Source organism: Bradyrhizobium sp. (assembly GCF_049519115.1).
GTDB lineage: Bacteria > Pseudomonadota > Alphaproteobacteria > Rhizobiales > Xanthobacteraceae > Bradyrhizobium.
In genome coordinates, this window is the sequence record NZ_JBEKRB010000017.1 from 37,710 (window position 1) to 58,521 (window position 20,812).

Sequence of the window (20,812 nt, forward strand, 5' to 3'; positions counted from 1 at the left end):
TCCTTAAGATTTACCCGAGGCGAAGGCGGCGTTCTCCGAAAGCATAGAGCGGCCTCCAGAGCAGACGGTTGAACAGCGTCACCAGCACGCACATCACGACGATGCCGAGCACGACGCGCGGAAAATCGCCGGCTTCCGTCGCATTGGCTATATAGGCACCGAGGCCCCTGGCCATCAGGTGGGTGTCGCCCCAACTCGCTACTTCAGCCACGATGGAGGCGTTCCATGAACCGCCCGAGGCGGTGATGGCGCCGGTGATGTAATAAGGGAAGATGCCCGGCAGGATTGCCTTGATCCACCATCGCCATCCGCGCAAATGGAAGCTGCCGGCGGCCTCGCGCAGATCGGTCGGAAACGCGCTGGCGCCTGCGATGACGTTGAACAGGATGTACCACTGGGTGCCGAGGATCATCAGCGGGCTGAGCCAGATATTCGCGTTCAGGCCGTAGCGCACGATAATCACCACGAAGACCGGGAAGGCGAGGTTTGCCGGGAAGGCGGCCAAAAATTGCGCCAGCGGCTGTACGCGTTCGGCGAGTTTCGGCCGAAGCCCGATCCACACGCCAATCGGCACCCATATCAGCGAGGCCAGCGCGATCAGCACAACGACGCGGGCGAGCGTGATGAAACCATCGACGATGGCCGCGAAGACGTCCGAGAAATTTAGGGTCGACGACATGAATTGATAGGCGCGCCAGCCGGCATAGCAGGTGGCTACACCGATCACCGCCAGCCACACTGCGTCGGCCACGCGCGAGGACGGGCCGGACTTGAAGGAAAGGCGCATGCCTTCCGGCAGTCTCACATGCAGGTTCGAAAACACCTTGTTCGTCGCAGCGAACGGTGCGGTCAGCGCCCGCAACGCCCGCGTGCGGCGGAACAGGTCGAGCATCCAGGAGGTTGGTGCTGCGCCGGATGACGTCTGTTCGAAGCGGAATTTGTCGGCCCAGGCCACAACGGGCCGGAACAGCAACTGGTCGTAGGCGATGATCACCAACAGCATGGTCAGGATCGCGTAGCCGATCGCCGGCAAATCCTGCTTCTGGATGCCGAGCGCAACATAGGAACCGATCCCGGGCAAAGTGACCGTGGTATTGCCGACCGTGATCGCCTCCGATGCCACGACGAAGAACCAGCCGCCGGACATCGACATCATCATGTTCCAGATCAGGCCGGGCATGGCGAAGGGCACGTCGAGCCGCCAGAAGCGCTGCCAACCCGACAGATGAAAACTTTTCGTGGCTTCGTCGAGGTCCTTCGGCACATTGCGGATCGACTGATACAGGCTGAAAGTCATATTCCAGGCCTGGCTGGTGAAGATAGCGAACACACAAGCGAGCTCAGCGCCAAACACCTGACCGGGAAACAGGTTGAGGAAGAAGGCCACCGTAAAGGTGAGGAAGCCGAGGATCGGCACGGATTGCAGGATGTCGAGCAGCGGGATCAGCACCATCTCCGCGCGCCGGCTCTTGGCGGCGAGTGTGGCGTAAATCAGCGTGAAAATAATCGAGCAGACGAGCGCGAGCAGCATGCGCATCGTGGTTCGCAACGCGTAGAGCGGCAAATTGGCCGGATCGAGCGAAACCGGAGCGGCATCGAGCGCCGACAGCGGCAGCGTGGTCTGCTCGCCGCCATAGACGATCAGCACCATCGCGCCGGTTACAAGAACCAGCGCGACCAGGTCAAAGACGTTCGGCCGCAACGCCTGCCCCAGTCTCGGCGTCAGAATATCGTCCAGCGTCATGCGTGCTGCCTTGGTTCGATTGGCTGGCCTGACGGCCTTGAGGAGGGTGACCCGACGTTCAGTGATAGGCGGGGTTTATGATGGGTTTATAGTCGCGCGCAGACCTGACAGAGCACCGGATTTTCGCAATTGCAAGTCTCCGCGATTTGACAAGTTATTCCAGCAGGGGCCCGACGCTCCAGCTTGCCGCCGAAACGGTCGGCTCCAGGCTGAGGCGGCCGACGACCTGTTCGAGCACCGCGTCGTTCTTGATCGGCGAAGTGAGCAAGGCGTTGACCTCGACACGTCCGCTTTCCGCAAGATCGGTGCTGTCGAGCTGCCGCAGGCTGAGATGACCATTGCCGGTGGTCTGCAACAAAAGCGCCCGGACATGGGCTTCCTCGGGGCTTCGACAGACGACGCGAACGCTGTAACGGAAGTCGGTTTCGGCCTGCGCGATCGGCTGCTGATTGATCAGGCGGACCAGCGGCCGCAGCGTCAGATTGACGAGCACGATAAACACGGTCGCGGTCGCGGCGTGGAGAGGGTGCCCGCTGCCGGCGAGCAGTCCCACCGCCGCCGAACACCACAGCGTCGCTGCGGTATTGAGGCCGGTCACCTGAAGTCCCTCGCGGAAGATGATGCCGGCACCGAGGAAGCCGATCCCCGAGACGACTTGGGCTGCCACCCGGGTTGGGCTTCCGTCCTCGGGAAACAGGCTTTCGAACACGACAAAGCTCGCCGCGCCGATGGCGACCAGCGTATTGGTTCGCAAGCCCGCCATCCGCTGGCGCCACTGGCGTTCGAAGCCGATACAGGCGCCAAGCAGCGTCGCGAAACCGAGGTTGAGCGCGGTCTGTTCGATCGACGTGATCATGGCCGCCCTCTATCCAGCCTTGCGGATCGCCGGTACGGCGAAATCACAGCGCGACGCCGAGGTCGCCAAGGCGACACGGGTGAGGAAAGGGGCCGTTGCTGCTGTTCTCTTCATCGCTCGCCTCCACTTCCGCTGACAGCGCGGCAGGCCGGTGAGCGGACGGTCTCCTTAAGCGGGACCGCCAATCCTCACGCGACGAAAACCGGCGCGATCGCGTCTGAATGTTGCTGGCCCCGCAGGCCCGGTGATCGCCGGGGTGACGTTGCCGAAGGTGGTACTGCCCATGATGGCTGATATGGCTCGTTTGTCAGGATTGAAGGATTTGTTTGACACTAATGTTACAGTGACGGGGCGCACCTACGCCCGGTTCCATCAGCTGTCAACCGCAGATTTGCGAGTGGTCCGATTCTAACATTTGTATCCCTGTGTGGCAGGCACTTTTGCAGATGTTAGAACCAAAGGACCACTCGCAAATCCATTCCACTACAGGCGCTGAACCTCGACCGTGACGTGCGACAGATCGTGAAAATGCGCCAGCTTCTGCCGATAGTCTGCCACTTCACGCGGCGCCGAGGTCGCGACTGAGACGATGGCGCCGAGATGGCCCGGTCCGAGCCGCCAGAGGTGCAAGTCGGTGACCCGATCGCCATCGCTTTCGATCGCAACTCTGACCTTCTCGGCCATACCGGGGTCGGGCGTACGGTCGAGCAGGATCGCGCCGGTATCGCGTATCAGCGCAACCGACCAGCTCGCGATCACCAGCGCGCCGATCAAACCGGCCAGCGGGTCCATCCAGAGCCAACCGAATGTGCGTGCCAGAAGCAGGCCGACGATGACCAGCACGGACACGGCGGCATCGGCCATCACGTGAACGACGGCGGCGCGCATGTTGTTGTCGCGATGATGCATGTCATCGGCATGGTCGTGATCATGGTCGTCGTCGTGGTCATGATCGTGAGTGTGGCCATGGGAATGGCCGTGTTCGTGATGATGGCCGCCGGCCAGAAGCCAGGCGCTGGCGCTATTCACCAAAAGTCCGAGCGCGGCGATCGGGATCGCCTCATTGAAGGCGATCGGAACCGGATCGAGAAAACGAGATACAGCTTCATAGCCTATCAGAAGCGCGATCATCGCCAGCACGATGGCGCTGGAATAACCGGCGAGATCGCCGAACTTGCCGGTTCCAAATGTGAAGCTGGGATCTTCAGCATATTTGCGGGCAAAGGTGTAGGCGAGCGCGGCAAGCAATAGCGCACCCGCATGGGTCGACATATGCAGGCCATCCGCGATCAGGGCCAGCGAGCCGAACAGGGCGCCGCCGACGATTTCTGCGACCATCATGATCGTGCAGAGGATAATGACCGCCCACGTCCGGCGCTCGGCCCGCTCGTGATCGGGGCCCAGGAACACGTGGCTATGCGGCGATATCTGAAAGGCGGGTCCCTGGTCCGTCATGTTCGCCTCACTTCAGATAGGTATGAACCACATCGATGAGTTGGTCGGCCGCATCGGCATTCAGCGCCCCGGGATTCTTTTCCGGGTCGACCAGATGCGTCCGGATATGGTCCTCGACCACCTCCGCCATCAGCCCGGCAACACTTCCGCGGACGCCCGCAATCATGTGCATGATGCGCTCGCACTCGGCCTCTTCAGCCAGCGCCCGCTCGATTGCCTCGACCTGGCCGCGAATGCGGCCGACGCGCGCAATCAGTTTTTTCTTCTCTTTGATGGTGTGAGACATTGCTGGACCAGGTATAGGATACCCCCCTATACTATGTCAACGGTGCCTGTAAGCATGGGAGGCGCGGCCGTGTGCCAAACGAAGTCAGGGTTTCGGACGGTTGGATAGCAGCCCGAGGTCGAATTGATCGACATCGGCGAGCAACTCGCAGAAAGCCTTGGCGCCCTGGTCGATCAGGCATTCGCCTTTCTCTGGCGTTGCCTGCGTCGCATCGCCGACCGCGCCGCTCGGATGAAGGTCCTGGGTTTGCCATGCGAACGGCGCCGGCCGCTGTGCGGAGAGCCAGCGAAAATCCTTTTTTATCGCAATGGTCGAAGGACGAAAGTCGGCGATGGCTTCGCGCTTCACTTGTTCGCTATGGCCCGCCAGCATGATCGACGTCTCGATGGCGCCGCCGTGAATGCCGTGCTCGATCTCCTCGGCCGGAAACAATGTCGCGGCGGCCGAGAGACGTCCCCATGCGGTGGTGACGGCCAGCATCTGGTGGCGCGCGCGCAGTTCCTGTGCAACCAGGCTCATGGCAGCGCTGTTGCCGCCGTGGCTCGTGACCATCACAAGCTTTTTAAGCCCGGCCCGCGCCACGCTCTCGCCGAGCGCCATCCATTTCCTGAAGGCGGTTTCCGGTGAAAGCGTCAGCGTGCCCGGAAAGTCCGTGTGCTCGGTCGAAATGCCAACCGGTTCGATCGGCAAAAAAGTGACCGGCAAAGCGCCGGGCAGCAATTCACGCACCCGCGACAGATACGTCTGAGCGATCAGGATATCGGTCTCAAGCGGCAGATGCGGGCCGTGTTGCTCGGTCGCTGCCAGCGGCAACACCGCAATCCAGCGTGCGCGATCGATACCGGCCATTTCAGGCCAGCGAATCTCGGTCCAATCGCGGGGCGGGAGGGTTGAAGTCATCGCACAAAGATAGTTTGTATGGGGCGTCCGTTTCTCCCCATCATGAGGCCAAATGACCGACGGAGTCCAATCATGAAGCTGGTGTTGACGGCTCTGCTGTTGGTCATGGCGGCGACCGTGTCGCCCGGGCGGGCCCAGACCACGCTCGACAAGGTCTCTTTTGGCACCAATTGGGTCGCCGAGGCCGAGCACGGCGGATTCTTCCAGGCCGTGGCCGATGGCACCTATGAAAAATACGGCCTCGACGTGACGATCGTGCCTGGAGGGCCGAACGAGAACAACCGCATGCTGCTGATTGCCGGCAAGCTCGACTTCTTCATGGCGGCCAACACGCTGATGTCGTTCGATGCAGTTGCCAACGATGTGCCGGTGGTTACGATTGCGGCGATGTTCCAGAAAGATCCGCAGGTGCTGCTGACGCATCCGGAATTCAAGATCACCAAGCTCGAAGAACTCAAGCCGCTGACGCTGTATGTCTCGAAGGAAGGTATCTCGAGCTATTTTCAGTGGTTGAAGTCCGAATATGGTTTCAGCGAAGACAAAGTGAGGCCCTACACCTTCAATCCGCAGCCGTTCCTGGCCGATAAACACAGCGCGATGCAGGGCTATGTCACGTCCGAACCCTATGCGGTGGAGAAGGCGGCCGGTTTCAAGCCCGGAATCATCCTGCTCGCCGATTACGGCTTCAACACCTATTCGACCCTGATCGAGACGCGTCGCGACCTGATCGACAAGAAGCCGGATCTGGTGCAGCGCTTTGTCAACGCGTCGATCGTCGGCTGGTACAACTACCTCTATGGCAACAACGCGGCTGCGAACGCGCTGATCAAGAAACTCAATCCGGAGATGACGGACGAGTTGATCGCCTATTCCATCGCGCGGATGAAGGAATACGGCATCGTTGATTCCGGCGATTCGTTGCGCGACGGCATCGGCGCCATGAACGATGCGCGGATGGCAAGTTTTTTCGACAAGATGGCGCGCGCCCATGTCGTTCGCCCCGATGTCGACTATCGCAAGTCTTACACGCTTCGTTTCATCAACAAGGGTGTTGGCGTCGATCTACGGCCGAAGAACTAGGTCCTACGCGATATGGCTGATTCCACGGCATCGGCTGACACGGACTCCGATCCGGCGGGTAGGACAGTCGCGGTCAGCCTGCGCAACGCCACTAAGGTCTATGACAATGGCGTAGTCGCGCTGGGCCCGATCGATCTTGAGGTCCGCCGCGGCGAGTTCGTATCCCTGCTCGGGCCGTCCGGCTGCGGCAAATCCACCGCGCTCCGCCTGATCGCAGGCCTGAGCCTGCCTTCCTCGGGAACGGTCCGCGTGGCGCGGCCGACGGTGACGGCGGGCGGCGGACATCCGGTTGGCTTTGTGTTTCAGGAGCCGACCTTGATGCCGTGGACGACGGTCCGCGAGAACGTCCGCTTGCCGCTGAAGCTCGCACATGTCCCGTCTTCGACTGCGAAGGCGCGCGTGGATGAGGCACTCGTGCAAGTCGGACTTTCCGAGTTCGCTAACGCTTACCCGCGCGAATTGTCCGGCGGCATGAAGATGCGGGTCTCGCTGGCGCGCGCTTTGGTCACCGATCCGGATATTCTTCTGATGGACGAGCCGTTCGCGGCGCTGGATGAAATCACCCGTTTTCGTCTCAACAACGATTTGCTGGCGCTATGGCGCTCCCTACGCAAGACCGTCATTTTCGTCACGCACTCCGTCTTCGAGTCAGTTTATCTGTCGCAGCGCGTGCTGGTGATGACGGCGCGGCCGGGACGGATCGCTGCCGAAATCGGCGTTGAAACCAGCGAGCCTCGCGGAGAGGATTTCCGTACCTCGGCCGATTATGCCGGCTACTGCCGGAAGGTGTCGAACGCGCTGGCACCCGCCTATTCGGGGTCGCCCGCATGAGTGCGCCCGATGTTTCGCCATCGCTCGCCGCCTCAGCGCGCTCCGGCAATCGCGCTGTCGGTCTCGTTCGGTTCGCGCTTCCCGTCGCCGTGCTGGTGGCGGGCGTTGGGCTGTGGGAACTCGTGGTTCGCCTCAACGATATCAAGCCCTATGTTCTGCCGGCGCCCTCGGCGGTGCTGGCCACACTGATCCGCGATTGGGGCGTGCTTTCCCAATCGCTTCTGACCACGCTTTTGACAACGTTCGAAGGTTTTGCGGCGGCCGCCATCGGCGGTGTCGCGCTGGCGCTGTTGTTCAACCTGTCGCAGTGGCTGGAATATTCGCTATTCCCCTATGCGGTGGTGCTGCAGGTCACGCCGGTCATCGCGATTGCGCCACTATTGTTGATTTACCTGTCGCAACCTGCGGCAGTGGTGGTCTGCGCCTGGATCGTCGCCTTCTTTCCCGTATTGTCCAACACAACGCTCGGCCTGAATTCGGTGGATCGCAACCTTGCCGGCCTGTTCCAGCTTTACGGTGCATCGAGGCTGCAAACCCTGTGCTTTCTCAAGTTGCCTGCCGCATTGCCGTTCATCCTCGGCGGGCTTCGCATCGCCGGCGGCCTGTCCTTGATCGGCGCCGTTGTGGCCGAGATCGCGGCCGGTTCGGCCGGCGCGGGATCGGGGCTTGCCTATCGGATTGCGGAATCCGGATACCGCCTCAACATTCCGCGAATGTTCGCAGCGTTACTGTTGCTCTCGGCCGCCGGAATTGTCATTTATGGGCTGCTGGCGCTGACCTCGCATCTGGTCCTGCGGCGCTGGCACGAAAGTGCGCTTGGAAAGGAAAATTAGATGGTCGGCGGGAATATTTCATCGGAGAAGATCGATCTTCTGGTCTACGGGCCGAACAAACCGATCATCGACAAGGGCTTTTCCGATCAGTTCGTGCTCCATCCCGCCGAGACGCGCGCCGACCTCGATCGCGTGAGCCCGGCGGTTGCCGCGAAAATCCGTGGCGCCGCGGTGACCTACAGCACCGCCCGCTGCGACAGCGGCGTGATGGCGATGTTTCCGAAGCTCGAAGTCGTGGCGTCCTTCGGCGTCGGCTACGACCACGTCGACGCCAATTATGCGCGTGAGCATAACATCGTCGTGACCAACACGCCTGACGTCCTCACCGAGGAGGTCGCCGATATCGCGATGGGGCTTCTGATCGCGACGTTACGCGAATTCGTCAAGGCCGACCGCTATCTGCGCTCGGGTCTCTGGACCACGCAGCAATACCCCTTGAGCGTCGGATCACTACGGGACCGCAAGGTCGGAATCGTCGGCATGGGCCGGATCGGTCAGGCGATCGCACGCCGTCTCGACGCTTCGCTGGTTCCGGTGGTCTATCATACGCGCAACCCGGTCTCGGGCCTCAACTACAAGCATTTTCCCGACCTGACCGAGATGGCGAAAGCCGTCGACACGCTTGTCGTGATCGTGCCCGGTGGTCCATCGACGGCAAAAATGATCAATGCCGACGTGCTCAAGGCGCTTGGGCCCCGGGGCGTCATCATTAATGTCGCGCGCGGTTCGGTCGTTGACGAAGAGGCGATGATCGCGGCGTTGAAGTCCGGCACCATTCTGGCCGCAGGTCTTGACGTGTTCGCCAACGAACCCGCCGTGCCGGACGAACTCAAGGCGATGCAGAATGTCGTGCTGCTGCCGCATATCGGCTCGGCATCGGTCGTCACCCGCAATGCGATGGATCAGCTCGTGGTCGATAATCTGAAAGCGTGGTTCGGCGGCAAGGGGCCGCTGACCCCGATCGCGGAAACTCCGGTGAAGGCCGGCTGATGACGGCCGGGGCACCCGTGGTCCGATCCTAACATTCGCATCCCTTCGCAGCGGACACTTTTGCGAATGTTAGAATTGAAGGACCACCAGCAAATATAAGCTTCTAGTGGAGTTTAGGATTTGACATTCGCATTACACATTCCGGGCTACAGGGTAGCGAATGTCAAAACCACTCCACTAGTCTGGCCGTGCATGGCGGTAGCGGCGCTTCTGGCGTCGTTCGCGTTGACGCATCTGGCGGCCGCGCAGGATGCGAGCACCTTGAAAAAGGACATGGTCGGCCAGTGGGAGCTTTCGACCACCGAGCGCAGCAAGACCTGCGTGGTCACGTTGAAAGCCGACGTGGCGTCGCAAGGCTTCAGGCTCGAACTCGAGCCGGGTTGCGCCAAGGCATTGCCGTTCGCCAAGGATATTGCCGCCTGGAACGTCAAAGGGCTCGATATCGTTCGCTTGCAGGATGCGAGCGGCCAGCCGGTGATCGACTTCACCGAAGTCGAGAGCGGCATCTTCGAAGGCGTGCGGCAGAACGAGGGCGTCTACATCCTGCAAAACCTTGCAGCCGCGCGCTCACTCGCCAAATCGATGGACCAGATGATCGGCGACTGGGCCATGGTGCGCGGCAACGGCCAGGCCATTTGCGGTCTGACGTTGACCAACACCGATGCCGGCCAGGACAATTTTCAGGTGTTCCTGAAGCCGAAATGCGACGCAGCCATCACGGCGTTTGCGCCGACGCGGTGGCGGCTGGAGCACGGCCAGATGCTCCTGATGTCAAACAAGGGCGAAACCTGGCAGTTCGAGGCCGACGACAACGCGCAGTGGCGGCTGGTGCCTGACAGCACCGACCCGCTGATCATGATGCGGCAGTGATTTTCACGCGCCTGCTTTGATAACGGCGCCGAAGTCTCGTCCGAGCGAAGCACGTCAACTGCGCCGAGCCTCTCGTCGCTTCGTTGAAACGAGAGCAGGCCTTTCCTTCATCCGGCTGACGGTATCGATAAACGCTTTGATGATCGGGGAATGCGCGCGGTCCCGGTGATAAACGATGCTGTATTGTGTCTCGATCACGCGATCGCGGATTTCCAGCGTGCGCAAATTCGAATGCGGAACAAATTCAAAATCAGCAACGACGCTGATGCCGAGACCCCGCTCGACGGCCTTCCAAACGCCTTCACGGCTTTCGATCTCGAAGACCGGATTGATCTTTAACCCCTGCTCTTCCATCGCCGCTTCAAACGCGCGCCGCGTCGTCGAACCGCGCTCGCGCAACACAAAGGGCTGATCCGCAAGCTCACGCAGTGTCACCGATTTTCGATTGAACCACGGATGATCGCCGTTGACGAACACGACGACGCGGTGCGTTCGGTAGGGAATCATGACGGCGCGCGCATCGTCCCGGACGTCCGCAAGGATGGCGACCTCGGCTTCGAAGTCGATGATATGGCGAAGGGTGCGTTCCGAATTTCCAAGCAAGGTGGAAATCTGCACCTCCGGATGCTCGCGTTTAAAGGCCGCAAGTATCTCGGTGGCGTGAAAAGGCCCCACTGTCGCAAGGCGGAGATGGCCCTTCGGCGACAGGCCGTGAGCCGCCAACAGCTCGTGGGCCTCGTCGCAGAATTTCATGACGCCGCGTGTAATCCCGAACAAGGCCGCGCCGGTCGGCGTCAATTCGATCCGCCTTGATTTGCGGATCAGTAGTTCCACGCCATAGGCCGCCTCAAGATCCCTCACCTGAATCGTCAGCGTCGGCTGGCCAATGTTCAGGACGCGCGAAGCTGCGGTAAAGCCGCCATGCTCGGCAACCGCATGGAAAGCCCGAAGCTGGCTGAATACTATTGACATAATCAATAGATCGTATTGCAAATATGAATTTGTCAATAGATTAAAGTTCTCTACCGTCGCGCGAAATGGAGGAGCGCGATGGCGTGGAAATTCAGAAATCCGGTCCAGGTCGAATTTGGCGTCGATAGTTTCGCCAAGCTCCCGGAGCTGATCGGAAAGCGTCAATATGCTCTGGTGACCTATGGCGAGCCGATCTTCGACGAGCTTGCGCGCAGACTGGAACAGGGCGCCGGCGCGCCCGCTCTGGTCATACGGGACGTCGCGCCCAATCCCGACTATCGATTGCTGGCCGATCAAACTCGCCGCTTCGCCGAATTGAAGGTACAGCCTGACGTCATCGTCGCGGTCGGCGGCGGGTCCGTTATCGACTCGGCCAAGGTGTTCGCGGCCGCGGGCGGCGACTTCAACAAAATCATTCGATACCTGGAAAGCCAGCAAGGCGAGGAATCGCTTTCGGCGACTCCGATCATCGCTGTTCCGACCACCGCCGGGACCGGCAGCGAAGTAACATGCTGGGCCACGGTCTGGGATGAAGCGAACGAGAAGAAGTATTCGCTCGCACGACCAAATCTTTATCCCACCTACGCCGTCATCGATCCACGACTGATGCTCGGAAAACCGCGTTCGCTGACGATCAGCACGGGTCTTGATGCGCTGTCTCATGCGCTGGAAAGCCTGTGGAACATCAACAACAACCCGGTATCGGCCAATCACGCCGTGTCTTCCGCACGTCATGTACTCGACGTATTGCCGAAGCTTGTGAAAGATCTCGGCAGTATCGAATTGCGGAGCCGGATGGCGATGGCCGCGCTGTTTGCAGGACTGGCTTTCTCCAACACCAAAACCGCGATTTCCCATTCGATATCCTATCCAATCACGCTGCGGCACGGTGTGCCGCACGGAATTGCGTGCTCATTTTCTTTGCCGATGGTGTTGCGCAGCGTTCAAGGAGTCGGCGGCCTCTGTGAAGACAGCCTGAAGCAGATTTTCGGCGTCGATTTCGCGCGAGGTGCGGATGAGCTGGAAGATTTCATGGGCAAGCTCGGCGTCTCCTGCGATCCCGCTTCGTACAAGGTCGACCAAAGGGAATGGCGTCTGTTGATCGAGGATGCGCTCGAAGGTGAACGCGGACGGAATTTTCTTGGTTCGAGAGACCGGCTGATTGAGGCGTCGCAAACGCCACACATGCCCATCGCCAAAACCGCGTGAAGACGAAGCAGGCCGCGAGGCTCGAAGCGGAAAGCGTCTTCGCCAGCGTGCAAGGAGAACAGTGATGAAGCCGGACAAGAGCGCCATCGTCGTCAACGGTCGTACCTATCAGACGCCCAAGCGGCCCACAGTCGTCATCTGCCTCGATGGCTCGGAGCCCGGATATATCGAGAAGGCCATCGAGGCCGGCGTCGCTCCGACGTTCGCGCGTTTCATGCGCGATGGCGCGCACGTTCATGCGAGCAGCGTTATTCCGAGTTTCACTAACCCGAACAACCTCTCGATCATCACCGGGCAGCCGCCATCGGTGCACGGCATCGCCGGAAATTATTTCTACGATGTGGCCAACGATCGCGAAGTCATGATGAACGACCCGCAATTCCTGCGGGCTCCAACCATCCTTGCCGGCATGTATGACGCCGGCTTCAAGGTTGCCGCGGTCACCGCGAAGGACAAGCTGAGATCGTTGTTGTCGCATGGGCTTGATTATTCGGATGGCCGCGCCATCGCGTTCTCGTCCGAAAAAGCGGACCATGCTACGATGAAGGCCAATGGAATTGACGACGTCCTGAATTTCGTCGGCCTGCCGTTGCCCGAGGTTTACTCCGCCGATTTGTCCGAGTTCGTCTTTGCCGCCGGCGTCAAACTGGTCCGGCACCATCGCCCGGACCTGATGTATCTCTCGACCACAGACTACATCCAGCACAAGGTCGGCCCGGGTACGAAGATCGCCAACGATTTCTACGCGATGATCGACCGCTATCTGGCGCAACTGGATTCGCTCGGTTGCAACATTGTCGCTACCGCGGACCACGGCATGAACGACAAGTTCATGTCCGGCGGCCAGCCCGACGTGCTGTACCTTCAGGATTTGTTCGACGAATGGCTCGGCAAAGGAAACGCCCGCGTCATTCTGCCGATCACAGATCCCTATGTTGCCCATCACGGCTCGCTGGGCTCGTTTGCGACGATCTACCTGCCGACGAATATCGATGCTGAACCGCTGATCGCCCGGCTCAAGGCCACGGCCGGAATCGACGTCGCGCTGGCGCGCAAGGCAGCTTGCGATCGGTTCGAGTTGCCGGCCGACCGGGTCGGCGACATTGTGGCGATTTCATCAAGACATAAGGTGCTCGGGACCAGCCGCGACCGCCATGACCTTTCCGGGTTGACGGAGCCGCTTCGCTCGCACGGCGGGCTTACGGAAGAGCGCGTGCCGATGATCGTCAACGGCAAGATCGCGCTGCCGCCCGGCCATCTCTTGCGAAATTTCGACGTCTTCGACGTCGCTCTCAATCGTATTCAATAATCCGGCAGGAGCGTCGCATGAATATCCAAGCGCAAGCCGTACGTCATGAGAAGATGCGGATCGCAGGGGCCTTTGTCGATACCGACGAGCGTGTCGAGGTCTTCAATCCTTACACCAACAAGATCATCGGCACGGTTCCTGCCGCGCGCTCCGAGCATGTGCGTGATGCCTTTGCCAAAGCCAAAGCATTCAAGCCGAAGCTGACGCGGTATGAACGTCAGAAGATCCTGCTTCGGACCGCGGATATCCTGGCTGACCGGAAAGAGCAATTCGCGCGGTTGATTACGGTCGAGTCCGGTCTTTGCTGGAAGGATTCGCTCTATGAGGCAGGCCGCGCCTACGATGTCTATTCATTCGCGGGCCAGCTCACGATCAAGGACGATAGCGAGGTATTCTCGTGCGACATCAGCCCTCAAGGTAAGGCGCGCAAGATCTTCACCATGCGCACGCCGCTTCTCGGCGCGATTTCGGCGATCACGCCGTTCAATCATCCGCTCAACATGGTGAGCCACAAGATTGCGCCCGCGATCGCTACCAACAACCGGATCGTGTTGAAGCCCACCGAACTGACGCCGATGACCGCGCTGGCGTTGGCCGACGTGCTCTATGAGGCAGGTCTCCCGCCTGAAATGCTGTCGATCGTCACAGGAAATCCGCACTCCATGGGAGATGCGATGATCACCGATCCCGACGCCGATTTGATTACCTTCACCGGATCGGTGCGTGTCGGCAAGCACATTGCCGCCAATGCCGGCTATAAGCGCTTGGTGCTAGAACTTGGCGGCAACGATCCCTTGATCGTCATGGAGGATGCCGATCTGGAGAGAGCCGCCGAATTGGCGGTAGTTGGCGCCACCAAGAATTCGGGCCAGCGCTGCACGGCGGTCAAACGCATCCTTTGCGTTGAAGCCGTCGCGGACGAATTTGCAGCACTGGTGCTCGCGCGGGCGAAGAAACTGAAATGCGGTGATCCGATGGATCCAGCCGTGGACGTCGGGACCGTCATTCATGAGCGCGCCGCAACGGAATTCGAGCGCCGCGTCAACGATGCCGTGCAGAACGGCGCGAGACTGCTGCATGGCAACGATCGCAACGGCGCGCTTTATCCGCCGACCGTAGTCGATCACATTCCCTACACCTGCGAACTGGTCATGCAGGAGACCTTTGGGCCGGTGATTCCGATCATCCGGGTCCCCAACGATATCGATAGCGTCATCCGGATTTCCAACGCGACGGCCTTTGGCCTTTCGTCGGGCGTGTGCACCAACCGTCTCGATTACATCACGCGGTTCGTCAACGAACTCGATGTTGGAACGGTCAACGTCTGGGAGGTGCCGGGTTATCGCATCGAGATGTCGCCGTTCGGCGGCATCAAGGACTCCGGCCTCGGATACAAGGAAGGGGTTCAGGAAGCGATGAAGAGCTTCACCAATTTGAAGACCTATTCGCTTCCCTGGCCCGGCTAGACTTTACCCTGTGTGAAGTAAGTCAGCAGAGCCGCAGCTGACAAAAATAGTACATCAAAATTTCATAATAATAGCTGCGGAGAGACGGCGAGGAAATTTCAGCTAGAAATCAGGGAGGGTTGCAATGTCGACGGTATCCGATCCTGCGGGCGTAGGCTCGCTGGGCTTGACACATCCGATGACCTCGTTCCGTCGCGCGCAGTGGCGGATGCTGCTTGCGGCGATGTTTTGCTACCTTTTCTTCTACACCGGACGGCAGACATTCGGTTTCGCCATTCCCGGCATTCAGGCGGAGTTCGGCGTCAGCAAGGCTGCGCTCGGATGGGCCAGCGCGGCGCTGTTGTGGTGCTATGCCGTCGGCCAGGCGGTCAACGGTAACCTCGGCGACAAGTTCGGTGGCCGGCGTGTCATGAGCGCGGGCGCGGTCCTGTCCTTTATCATGAACTGGGCCACCAGCCTGTCGACCGGCGTTGTCAGTCTCTCGGTCTTCTGGGGCATCAACGGCTATTTCCAGTCGATGGGTTGGGCGCCGGGCAGCCGGCTGTTGTCGAACTGGTGGGGCCGTCACGAGCGCGGGACGGTCTACGGCCTCTACACCTTCGCAGCCGGGCTCGCTTCGGTGCTTTCGTTCGTGACCTCGCTGATTGTCGTCGGCCACTTCCAGCTGGACTGGCGCTGGATATTCAGAATTCCGGTCACGCTTTTGCTGGTCGGCGGCGTTGCATTCTATCTGATCGCCCGCGAGAAGCCGGAAGATATGGGATTTGATTCACCGCATGACGACGCGGTGGATGATGCGGCCAGGGAGGCCGCCGCGGTCATCGATTCCGAAAGCTCCTTTTCCAGATACAAGGCCGTGCTGTCGAACTGGCGATTGCTGGTGGCGAGCGTTTCGATCGGCTTTCAGAACGCTGCCCGCTACGGACTGCTGGTGTGGGTTCCCGTTCATTTCCTGGGTGCCGACTGGGCCAAGGCCGATGCCAGTTCGGCGGTGATCGATCCGCGCTGGATCAGCATTGCGCTGCCAGTCGGCATGGCTGTGGGTGCATTCACTAACGGCTGGGTGTCCGATCATATCTTCAACTCGCGCCGCTATGCGGCGATCGTGCTCTATATGGCGCTGGCATGCGTGACCGCGCTTTACATGTCGACCATTCCAACCACTGCCGTCTACCAGGGTTTGGTCGTGCTGTTCCTGTGCGGCTTCTTTGTCTATGGGCCGCAATCATCGTTCTGGGCGTTGTGCCCGGATCTGGTCGGCCACAAGCGCGCGGGAACGGCGACAGGCGTCATGAATTTCTGCGCCTATCTGTTTGCCGGATTGGGTGAGCCCTTGATCGGACATTTCATGGACAGCACCCAGCAAACTTCGGTCGTGTTTGTGATCGTCGCGGTATGTTCCGCCGCCAGCGCCTTGGTCGCGATGTTCATCAGACGCTAGGTTTGTTGTCGATGTGGCCTCCGGGTGCGCGGGGAGCTGTGCCTCGTTGAATCGATCAGGCTGGTTCAAATCGTGCCGGCCGCCTATGAGGCGGTCGGCATTTTGCTGCGCCGTTGAATCTAGCACGCTTGGATCAACTGCGGCGCGCTATCATGTTCGCCTCAAACCGTGGCGCGGTGGCCTTCAGCCATCTGGCCGGGCTTTATCACCGTGGTTGGGGACCGAAGCCATGCCTCGTGGGTAATTGCGATCAGCGAAGGTTGATCGACGATGCCGATGGAGTCCCACGTAAACAGGGCGTAGCCGGGCTTGGTGCCGTCGACTCCGGCCGGAAGCGCGGCCTTGAGCTGCCCCCCAAGCCAGGCGAGCGAGCCGTAACCGCAGAGACTGACGCAATGGTCCTCGGCATTGTCTTGCTTGAAACCGAGACCAAACCATCCCGTCTGACCGTTGGTTGTTCGCCAGGCCGTTTCGAGTTGGGTTGCGGCGACGCCGATTTTGACCGGCCCTTTCGAAATCGCGCTGTTGAGCGTGGACGGATTGGTCCAGTCGACCGAGAAGATCAGACCGTCGTCGAAGGTCTTTCCGCTCTCCTGAAAACCACCGCTCTGCATCCACTCCAAGACCTGGTGGATATTGGCGCCTTCGAGCACGTGATGCTTTGTGGCCCAGGCCATCGCGATCTGGTCCGTGATGAAGACTTCCGGCTTATAACAGGCCTTTGCGAATGCCTCTTCGGCGGTGACGCAATCGCCATGGTCGAAATTGCCCCACGATGAAATCTGATCGGGCAGCGTCAGGAAATTCGGCGGTGCTCTTTCAACCGGGGTATGCGGCATGGCGGCCGCCAACTCGCTCCTCAGCGAGGGGGATGCGCCGCGTCTGGGGGTTTTGCCTCGTCCACTTCCTCCAAGTTCAATAGCCATGGTGTTGCTCCTTGCTTGAATGAACCAGATTATTTGTCCGTTTCCTTGGTATCGTTCCGATCGTCTTCAGGTTGAGCAGGATCCGGCGAACGATTTTTGGTGCCTTGCTGATCGTCTGCCGCATCGTGGTCAGGGATGTAGGGTGGCGCCTTGTCGCGCACGTCTTGCGCCGTTGGAAAAGCACCACGCTTCGGAATGGGAGGTTTGCCACTCATCCTTATGCCTCACTCCCATCCAGAAAAATATTCTATTAATGGTTGAGTGAGATCAGCTAAGCACAAGGTCAAAGCGCTCCATGTGAGGTCATTCACATTGGCTCGCTTTTTCTTATGGGCGTTGAATGGCAGTGCTGCTGTCCGAACTCAAACCGCTTGCTAGATCTTCATCGCCTTCAAACTCGCATGCCGCCTTTGCCGACAATGATGTGGTCGTGCACGGAAATGCCGAGCGGTGAGGCGGTGCCGATGATCGCTTTCGTCATCTGGATATCGGCTTGAGAGGGCGAGGGATCGCCGGAGGGGTGGGTGTGCACGAGGATCAAATTGCTGCAGATAGTTCCAGCGCCCGCTTGATCACCTCGCGCGGATAAACCGGCGTGTGGCCCACGGTGCCGGTCTGCTGCACCTCGTCCTCAATCAGCTGGTTGCGCTTGTCGAGAAACAGGATGCGAAACTGCTCCTTGTCGGCGAACGCCATGTTGGTGCGGCAATAGTCGATCATCTCGTTCCATGATGAGAGTAGCGCGCGCTCTCGAAGCTCGCCTTTGGCGATGCGATGCCGCAGCGATCAGTTTGAACTCGGTGATGGTCGCTTCGCCAACGCCTTTGATTTCGCGCAGGCGCGTTTCGGGGGCATGGATGGTTTCCGCGAACGAGCCGAAAGTCCTGATCAGGGTCTTGGCCAGCGGCTTCGCGTCGCCACGGGAAATAACGCGGAACAGCACCATTTCGAGCAGCTCATAGTCGCTGAGCGCGCCCGCCTGGCGAAAGCGCTCGCGCAGCCGTTCCCGATGGCCGTGGTAATGCGGCGGCTCCTCGCGCGCGGCCTTCGGATTGATTGGATCGCCGGTGTCGCTGCTCATCGGCTGCAATGTGCCGTGGTGGCCAAGTTTTGCAACCGGGAAGTACGGGCGATGGCCATGTCCATAGCATAATCCGGAAAAGTGTGGAGCGGTTTTCCCTCACGACAAACGCCGAAGGCGTTTGCGCTGAGATCATGCGTCATCAAATGACTAGGCCGTTGCCCACGCAAGCGTGATTTGATTTAGAGAATGATCCATCCCTATATGTCGACCATGAGCAGGACGGCTAGAGAAACCGAAGAACTCGTGCGCCCCCGCGGGCGCCCGCGCGAGTTTGACATGGACGAAGCGCTTGACCAGGCGATCCGCGTGTTTTGCGAACAGGGTTACAACGCCACATCGATCGGCGACCTGATTGATGCCATGGGACTGGCCTCCGGCAGCATCTACAAGGCCTTCAAAGACAAGCGCGCCGTGTTTCTGGCGGCCTTGGACCGCCATATCGTGCTGCGCAAGGAGCAGATTGCCGCCGCAGCGCGCAGTGCCAAACCGGCGCGCGAGCGGCTGCGCGACGTACTCGCGCATTTCGTCGAAGTCTCAAAGGGCATCGAAGGCCGGCGCGGCTGTCTCGTGGTCGGAAGCGCCGTCGAACTTGCGATTCTGGACCGCGAAGTCGCCGCACGCGTCAATGCCAGCATCGCCAAGAATGAATCCTTCCTCGCCGACCTGATCCGGCAAGGGCAGGCGGACAAATCGGTTTCAACGGGGATCGATCCGGAGGCGACAGCACGCGTGATGGTCTGCCTCACCCAGGGCCTGCGCGTGGTCGGCAAATCCGGGCGGGCGCCACAGGACACCGCCGCCGCCGTCAATATCGCGATGAAACTTCTCGCCTGATGAGTTCACCTTTCACTCGCCGACCTTTTTGGCAATTTAGAGAATGGATGCTCCCAAAATAGAGCATTCCCAAAATAAGGAAAAAAGACGTGACAACGATCGCCTCCGATCTTCCCGACCATTGGCCCTCGATCTCGAACTGGATCACCTTCCTGCTCGCGCTGTCCTGCGGCCTGATCGTCGCCAACATCTATTACGCGCAGCCGCTGGTTGGCCCGATCGCGACTGAACTGCGCCTGTCGCCGCAGGCGGCGGGCCTGGTCATGACCATGACGCAGTTCGGTTATGGTGTGGGGCTGTTCTTTGTCGTGCCGCTCGGCGATCTCGTCGAGAATCGCCGGCTGGTGGTATCCGTCCTTGCGCTTGGCGCGGTCGCGCTCGCGACCGCAGCTTACTCGACGCATCCCGTTCCGTTCTTTGCGGCCGCGTTGTGTGTCGGTCTCGGATCGGTCGCCGTGCAGATCCTCGTGCCCTATGCCGGTCATCTCGCGCCCGAGCGGATTCGGGGCCGCGTGATCGGCAATATCATGACCGGCTTGATGCTCGGCATCATGCTGGCGCGGCCGCTGTCGAGCTTCATCGCTTCGGTGTCGTCGTGGCACGCGGTCTATGCCATGTCGGCCGCGATCATGGTGTTGCTGGCGCTGTTGCTTCGCCAGACCTTGCCGGTGCGGAAGCCTCAGGCGCGCCTCGGCTATGGCGCTTTGCTCGCATCGATGCTGCATCTGGCGCGTGACACGCCGATGTTGCGGCGTCGCGCGCTCTATCAGGCCGGTCTGTTCGGGGCGTTCAACCTGTTCTGGACTACGGTGCCCTTGGTATTGGCTGGCCCCGACTTCCACATGTCGCAGACCGGGATCGCTTTGTTTGCGCTTGTCGGCGCTGCCGGCGCGATCTCGGCTCCGATCGCGGGCCGCCTCGCCGATCGCGGTTGGACGCGGCCGGCAACGGCGGTTGCCATGCTGCTGACGTCGGGCGGTTTCGCACTGACGCTGATCGCCGCCCATGGCTCGTCGCTGTCGTTGGCCGCCTTCGCCGTTGCCGCGATCGCGATCGACTTCGGCGTCCAGGGCAATGTCGTGCTCGGCTACCGTGCGCTGTTCATGCTCGGCGCCGAACATCGTAGCCGGCTGAACGGCCTCTATATGACGACGTTCTTCCTTGCTGGAGCGGCGGGTTCGGCCGTCGGCGCCTGGGCCTATGCCCACAGTGGATGGACGTTGGCGGCGTGGATCGGCGGCCTGTTGCCGATGGCCGCGCTGATCTATCTCGCAACGGAATGAGAGAGGATTAATCGCTTCTGACGCAACGCGTCGATGCCTAATCGGCGGCGCGGCGCCAGATCGAGCAGGCGATGGTTGCGCTGCCCGACGCGCTGGCTGGGACGGCATAACTCAGCAGGCCGTTGTCATAGCTGAAATCGCGTATCTGCCGCTTGCCCTCCCAATTCGGAAAGGACGCGGCCTCAACGTCGAAGACAAGCTGGTGTCGCGCCCGGTCGAGCGTGACCCGGCCGACATGCGTGCTGATGCCGATCAAAGCCGCGCTGTATTCCTCTGGTGTTCCCCGGGCCTTGTCGTTGCTCGCGAAGGGTGGGCGTCCGACCTTGAAAATCTGCATGCTGTAGCGGCCGGCGTGATCAATGATGAGCAGGCCCTTTGGGTGCTCGCCATAATTGGTCGTGCGCGTGCCGTCGGCGCGGATTTCGTAGGCCTGCTCCATGATC

At 60.4% G+C, this 20,812-nt stretch carries 21 protein-coding genes and 1 pseudogene; 12 read left to right on the forward strand and 10 right to left on the reverse strand.

All coding sequences use genetic code 11. The annotated features are described in order from the left end of the window. Positions 1-10: 10 nt before the first annotated feature. Positions 11-1,744 carry an ABC transporter permease gene (locus ABSE61_RS15305; protein ID WP_423871968.1) on the reverse strand — a complete coding sequence of 578 codons (1,734 nt, stop codon included), beginning with the start codon at positions 1,742-1,744 and terminating at the stop codon, positions 11-13. A 154-nt stretch (positions 1,745-1,898) separates the two neighbouring features. Continuing rightward, positions 1,899-2,600 (reverse strand): MgtC/SapB family protein, encoded by a 702-nt coding sequence (locus ABSE61_RS15310; protein WP_423871969.1) that lies wholly within the window; start codon positions 2,598-2,600, stop codon positions 1,899-1,901. Between ABSE61_RS15310 and ABSE61_RS15315 the strand changes: the two genes are divergently transcribed. Next, positions 2,599-2,736 carry a hypothetical protein gene (locus ABSE61_RS15315; RefSeq protein ID WP_423871970.1) on the forward strand — a complete coding sequence of 46 codons (138 nt, stop codon included), beginning with the start codon at positions 2,599-2,601 and terminating at the stop codon, positions 2,734-2,736. The genes ABSE61_RS15310 and ABSE61_RS15315 overlap by 2 nt on opposite strands. A 347-nt stretch (positions 2,737-3,083) precedes the next feature. On the opposite strand, the gene dmeF is transcribed toward ABSE61_RS15315, so the two are convergent. From dmeF to ABSE61_RS15330, 3 genes are all read right to left on the reverse strand, one after another. Then, a complete protein-coding gene (gene dmeF / locus ABSE61_RS15320; protein WP_423871971.1) occupies positions 3,084-4,055 on the reverse strand; it encodes a CDF family Co(II)/Ni(II) efflux transporter DmeF in 972 nt (323 codons plus the stop codon). Positions 4,056-4,062: 7 nt separating this feature from the next. Beyond that, positions 4,063-4,341 carry a metal/formaldehyde-sensitive transcriptional repressor gene (locus ABSE61_RS15325; protein WP_423871972.1) on the reverse strand — a complete coding sequence of 93 codons (279 nt, stop codon included), beginning with the start codon at positions 4,339-4,341 and terminating at the stop codon, positions 4,063-4,065. A gap of 84 nt (positions 4,342-4,425) precedes the next feature. Then, positions 4,426-5,241, reverse strand: a complete 816-nt coding sequence (locus tag ABSE61_RS15330) for a creatininase family protein (RefSeq protein ID WP_423871973.1) — start codon at positions 5,239-5,241, stop codon at positions 4,426-4,428. Between the two features lie 72 nt (positions 5,242-5,313). Here ABSE61_RS15330 and ABSE61_RS15335 point away from each other — a divergent pair, with 72 nt between their 5' ends. The 5 genes from ABSE61_RS15335 to ABSE61_RS15355 all read left to right on the forward strand — a co-directional run bounded on the left by ABSE61_RS15335 (position 5,314) and on the right by ABSE61_RS15355 (position 9,845). Then, positions 5,314-6,321 (forward strand): ABC transporter substrate-binding protein, encoded by a 1,008-nt coding sequence (locus tag ABSE61_RS15335; protein ID WP_423871974.1) that lies wholly within the window; start codon positions 5,314-5,316, stop codon positions 6,319-6,321. A gap of 12 nt (positions 6,322-6,333) precedes the next feature. Next, entirely contained in the window at positions 6,334-7,152 is an 819-nt protein-coding gene (locus tag ABSE61_RS15340; protein ID WP_423871975.1) for an ABC transporter ATP-binding protein, read from the forward strand. Then, entirely contained in the window at positions 7,149-7,985 is an 837-nt protein-coding gene (locus tag ABSE61_RS15345; protein ID WP_423871976.1) for an ABC transporter permease, read from the forward strand. The genes ABSE61_RS15340 and ABSE61_RS15345 overlap by 4 nt, the downstream gene beginning before the upstream one ends. Then, complete coding sequence (locus ABSE61_RS15350) at positions 7,986-8,975, forward strand: 2-hydroxyacid dehydrogenase (protein ID WP_423871977.1); 990 nt, start codon at positions 7,986-7,988, stop codon at positions 8,973-8,975. A gap of 192 nt (positions 8,976-9,167) precedes the next feature. Then, entirely contained in the window at positions 9,168-9,845 is a 678-nt protein-coding gene (locus tag ABSE61_RS15355) for a protease inhibitor Inh/omp19 family protein (protein WP_423872045.1), read from the forward strand. Positions 9,846-9,899: 54 nt separating this feature from the next. Here ABSE61_RS15355 and ABSE61_RS15360 read toward each other — a convergent pair whose 3' ends face one another. Beyond that, positions 9,900-10,817: a LysR substrate-binding domain-containing protein gene (locus ABSE61_RS15360; RefSeq protein WP_423871978.1), complete on the reverse strand. Its 918-nt coding sequence runs from the start codon at positions 10,815-10,817 to the stop codon at positions 9,900-9,902. Between the two features lie 78 nt (positions 10,818-10,895). On the opposite strand from ABSE61_RS15360, the gene psrA reads away from it, so the two are divergent. The 4 genes from psrA to ABSE61_RS15380 all read left to right on the forward strand — a co-directional run bounded on the left by psrA (position 10,896) and on the right by ABSE61_RS15380 (position 16,242). Then, positions 10,896-12,026 carry an iron-containing alcohol dehydrogenase PsrA gene (psrA, locus tag ABSE61_RS15365; protein WP_423871979.1) on the forward strand — a complete coding sequence of 377 codons (1,131 nt, stop codon included), beginning with the start codon at positions 10,896-10,898 and terminating at the stop codon, positions 12,024-12,026. Between the two features lie 61 nt (positions 12,027-12,087). Continuing rightward, positions 12,088-13,335 carry a phosphonoacetate hydrolase gene (gene phnA, locus ABSE61_RS15370; RefSeq protein ID WP_423871980.1) on the forward strand — a complete coding sequence of 416 codons (1,248 nt, stop codon included), beginning with the start codon at positions 12,088-12,090 and terminating at the stop codon, positions 13,333-13,335. 17 nt (positions 13,336-13,352) lie between these two features. Next, positions 13,353-14,801 carry a phosphonoacetaldehyde dehydrogenase gene (gene phnY / locus ABSE61_RS15375; RefSeq protein ID WP_423871981.1) on the forward strand — a complete coding sequence of 483 codons (1,449 nt, stop codon included), beginning with the start codon at positions 13,353-13,355 and terminating at the stop codon, positions 14,799-14,801. A 124-nt stretch (positions 14,802-14,925) separates the two neighbouring features. After that, positions 14,926-16,242 carry an MFS transporter gene (locus tag ABSE61_RS15380; protein WP_423871982.1) on the forward strand — a complete coding sequence of 439 codons (1,317 nt, stop codon included), beginning with the start codon at positions 14,926-14,928 and terminating at the stop codon, positions 16,240-16,242. Positions 16,243-16,403: 161 nt separating this feature from the next. Here the strand turns inward: ABSE61_RS15380 and ABSE61_RS15385 are convergent, their stop codons facing one another. From ABSE61_RS15385 to radC, 3 genes and pseudogenes are all read right to left on the reverse strand, one after another. Then, positions 16,404-17,168 (reverse strand): hypothetical protein, encoded by a 765-nt coding sequence (locus ABSE61_RS15385; protein WP_423871983.1) that lies wholly within the window; start codon positions 17,166-17,168, stop codon positions 16,404-16,406. Between the two features lie 29 nt (positions 17,169-17,197). Then, on the reverse strand, positions 17,198-17,383 hold the full coding sequence (locus tag ABSE61_RS15390; RefSeq protein ID WP_423871984.1) for a hypothetical protein: 186 nt from the start codon (positions 17,381-17,383) through the stop codon (positions 17,198-17,200). 176 nt (positions 17,384-17,559) lie between these two features. Then, positions 17,560-18,249, reverse strand: a pseudogene (radC, locus tag ABSE61_RS15395) (RadC family protein). 279 nt (positions 18,250-18,528) lie between these two features. On the opposite strand from radC, the gene ABSE61_RS15400 reads away from it, so the two are divergent. Both ABSE61_RS15400 and ABSE61_RS15405 read left to right on the forward strand, forming a co-directional pair. Then, positions 18,529-19,086: a TetR/AcrR family transcriptional regulator gene (locus tag ABSE61_RS15400; protein WP_423871985.1), complete on the forward strand. Its 558-nt coding sequence runs from the start codon at positions 18,529-18,531 to the stop codon at positions 19,084-19,086. Positions 19,087-19,175: 89 nt separating this feature from the next. Further along, positions 19,176-20,369, forward strand: a complete 1,194-nt coding sequence (locus ABSE61_RS15405; RefSeq protein WP_423871986.1) for an MFS transporter — start codon at positions 19,176-19,178, stop codon at positions 20,367-20,369. A 37-nt stretch (positions 20,370-20,406) separates the two neighbouring features. Here ABSE61_RS15405 and ABSE61_RS15410 read toward each other — a convergent pair whose 3' ends face one another. Further along, positions 20,407-20,808 (reverse strand): lipocalin-like domain-containing protein, encoded by a 402-nt coding sequence (locus ABSE61_RS15410; protein ID WP_423871987.1) that lies wholly within the window; start codon positions 20,806-20,808, stop codon positions 20,407-20,409. Between the last annotated feature and the right edge of the window lie 4 nt (positions 20,809-20,812).

Coding starts and splice junctions, on each gene's coding strand:
- ABSE61_RS15305 (WP_423871968.1), bottom strand. CDS start 1,744: ATGACGCTGGACGATATTCTGACGCCGAGACTGGGGCAGGCGTTGCGG.
- ABSE61_RS15315 (WP_423871970.1), top strand. CDS start 2,599: ATGGCCGCCCTCTATCCAGCCTTGCGGATCGCCGGTACGGCGAAATCA.
- ABSE61_RS15310 (WP_423871969.1), bottom strand. CDS start 2,600: ATGATCACGTCGATCGAACAGACCGCGCTCAACCTCGGTTTCGCGACG.
- dmeF (WP_423871971.1), bottom strand. CDS start 4,055: ATGACGGACCAGGGACCCGCCTTTCAGATATCGCCGCATAGCCACGTG.
- ABSE61_RS15325 (WP_423871972.1), bottom strand. CDS start 4,341: ATGTCTCACACCATCAAAGAGAAGAAAAAACTGATTGCGCGCGTCGGC.
- ABSE61_RS15330 (WP_423871973.1), bottom strand. CDS start 5,241: ATGACTTCAACCCTCCCGCCCCGCGATTGGACCGAGATTCGCTGGCCT.
- ABSE61_RS15335 (WP_423871974.1), top strand. CDS start 5,314: ATGAAGCTGGTGTTGACGGCTCTGCTGTTGGTCATGGCGGCGACCGTG.
- ABSE61_RS15340 (WP_423871975.1), top strand. CDS start 6,334: ATGGCTGATTCCACGGCATCGGCTGACACGGACTCCGATCCGGCGGGT.
- ABSE61_RS15345 (WP_423871976.1), top strand. CDS start 7,149: ATGAGTGCGCCCGATGTTTCGCCATCGCTCGCCGCCTCAGCGCGCTCC.
- ABSE61_RS15350 (WP_423871977.1), top strand. CDS start 7,986: ATGGTCGGCGGGAATATTTCATCGGAGAAGATCGATCTTCTGGTCTAC.
- ABSE61_RS15355 (WP_423872045.1), top strand. CDS start 9,168: ATGGCGGTAGCGGCGCTTCTGGCGTCGTTCGCGTTGACGCATCTGGCG.
- ABSE61_RS15360 (WP_423871978.1), bottom strand. CDS start 10,817: ATGTCAATAGTATTCAGCCAGCTTCGGGCTTTCCATGCGGTTGCCGAG.
- psrA (WP_423871979.1), top strand. CDS start 10,896: ATGGCGTGGAAATTCAGAAATCCGGTCCAGGTCGAATTTGGCGTCGAT.
- phnY (WP_423871981.1), top strand. CDS start 13,353: ATGAATATCCAAGCGCAAGCCGTACGTCATGAGAAGATGCGGATCGCA.
- ABSE61_RS15380 (WP_423871982.1), top strand. CDS start 14,926: ATGTCGACGGTATCCGATCCTGCGGGCGTAGGCTCGCTGGGCTTGACA.
- ABSE61_RS15385 (WP_423871983.1), bottom strand. CDS start 17,168: ATGGCTATTGAACTTGGAGGAAGTGGACGAGGCAAAACCCCCAGACGC.
- ABSE61_RS15390 (WP_423871984.1), bottom strand. CDS start 17,383: ATGAGTGGCAAACCTCCCATTCCGAAGCGTGGTGCTTTTCCAACGGCG.
- ABSE61_RS15400 (WP_423871985.1), top strand. CDS start 18,529: ATGGACGAAGCGCTTGACCAGGCGATCCGCGTGTTTTGCGAACAGGGT.
- ABSE61_RS15410 (WP_423871987.1), bottom strand. CDS start 20,808: ATGGAGCAGGCCTACGAAATCCGCGCCGACGGCACGCGCACGACCAAT.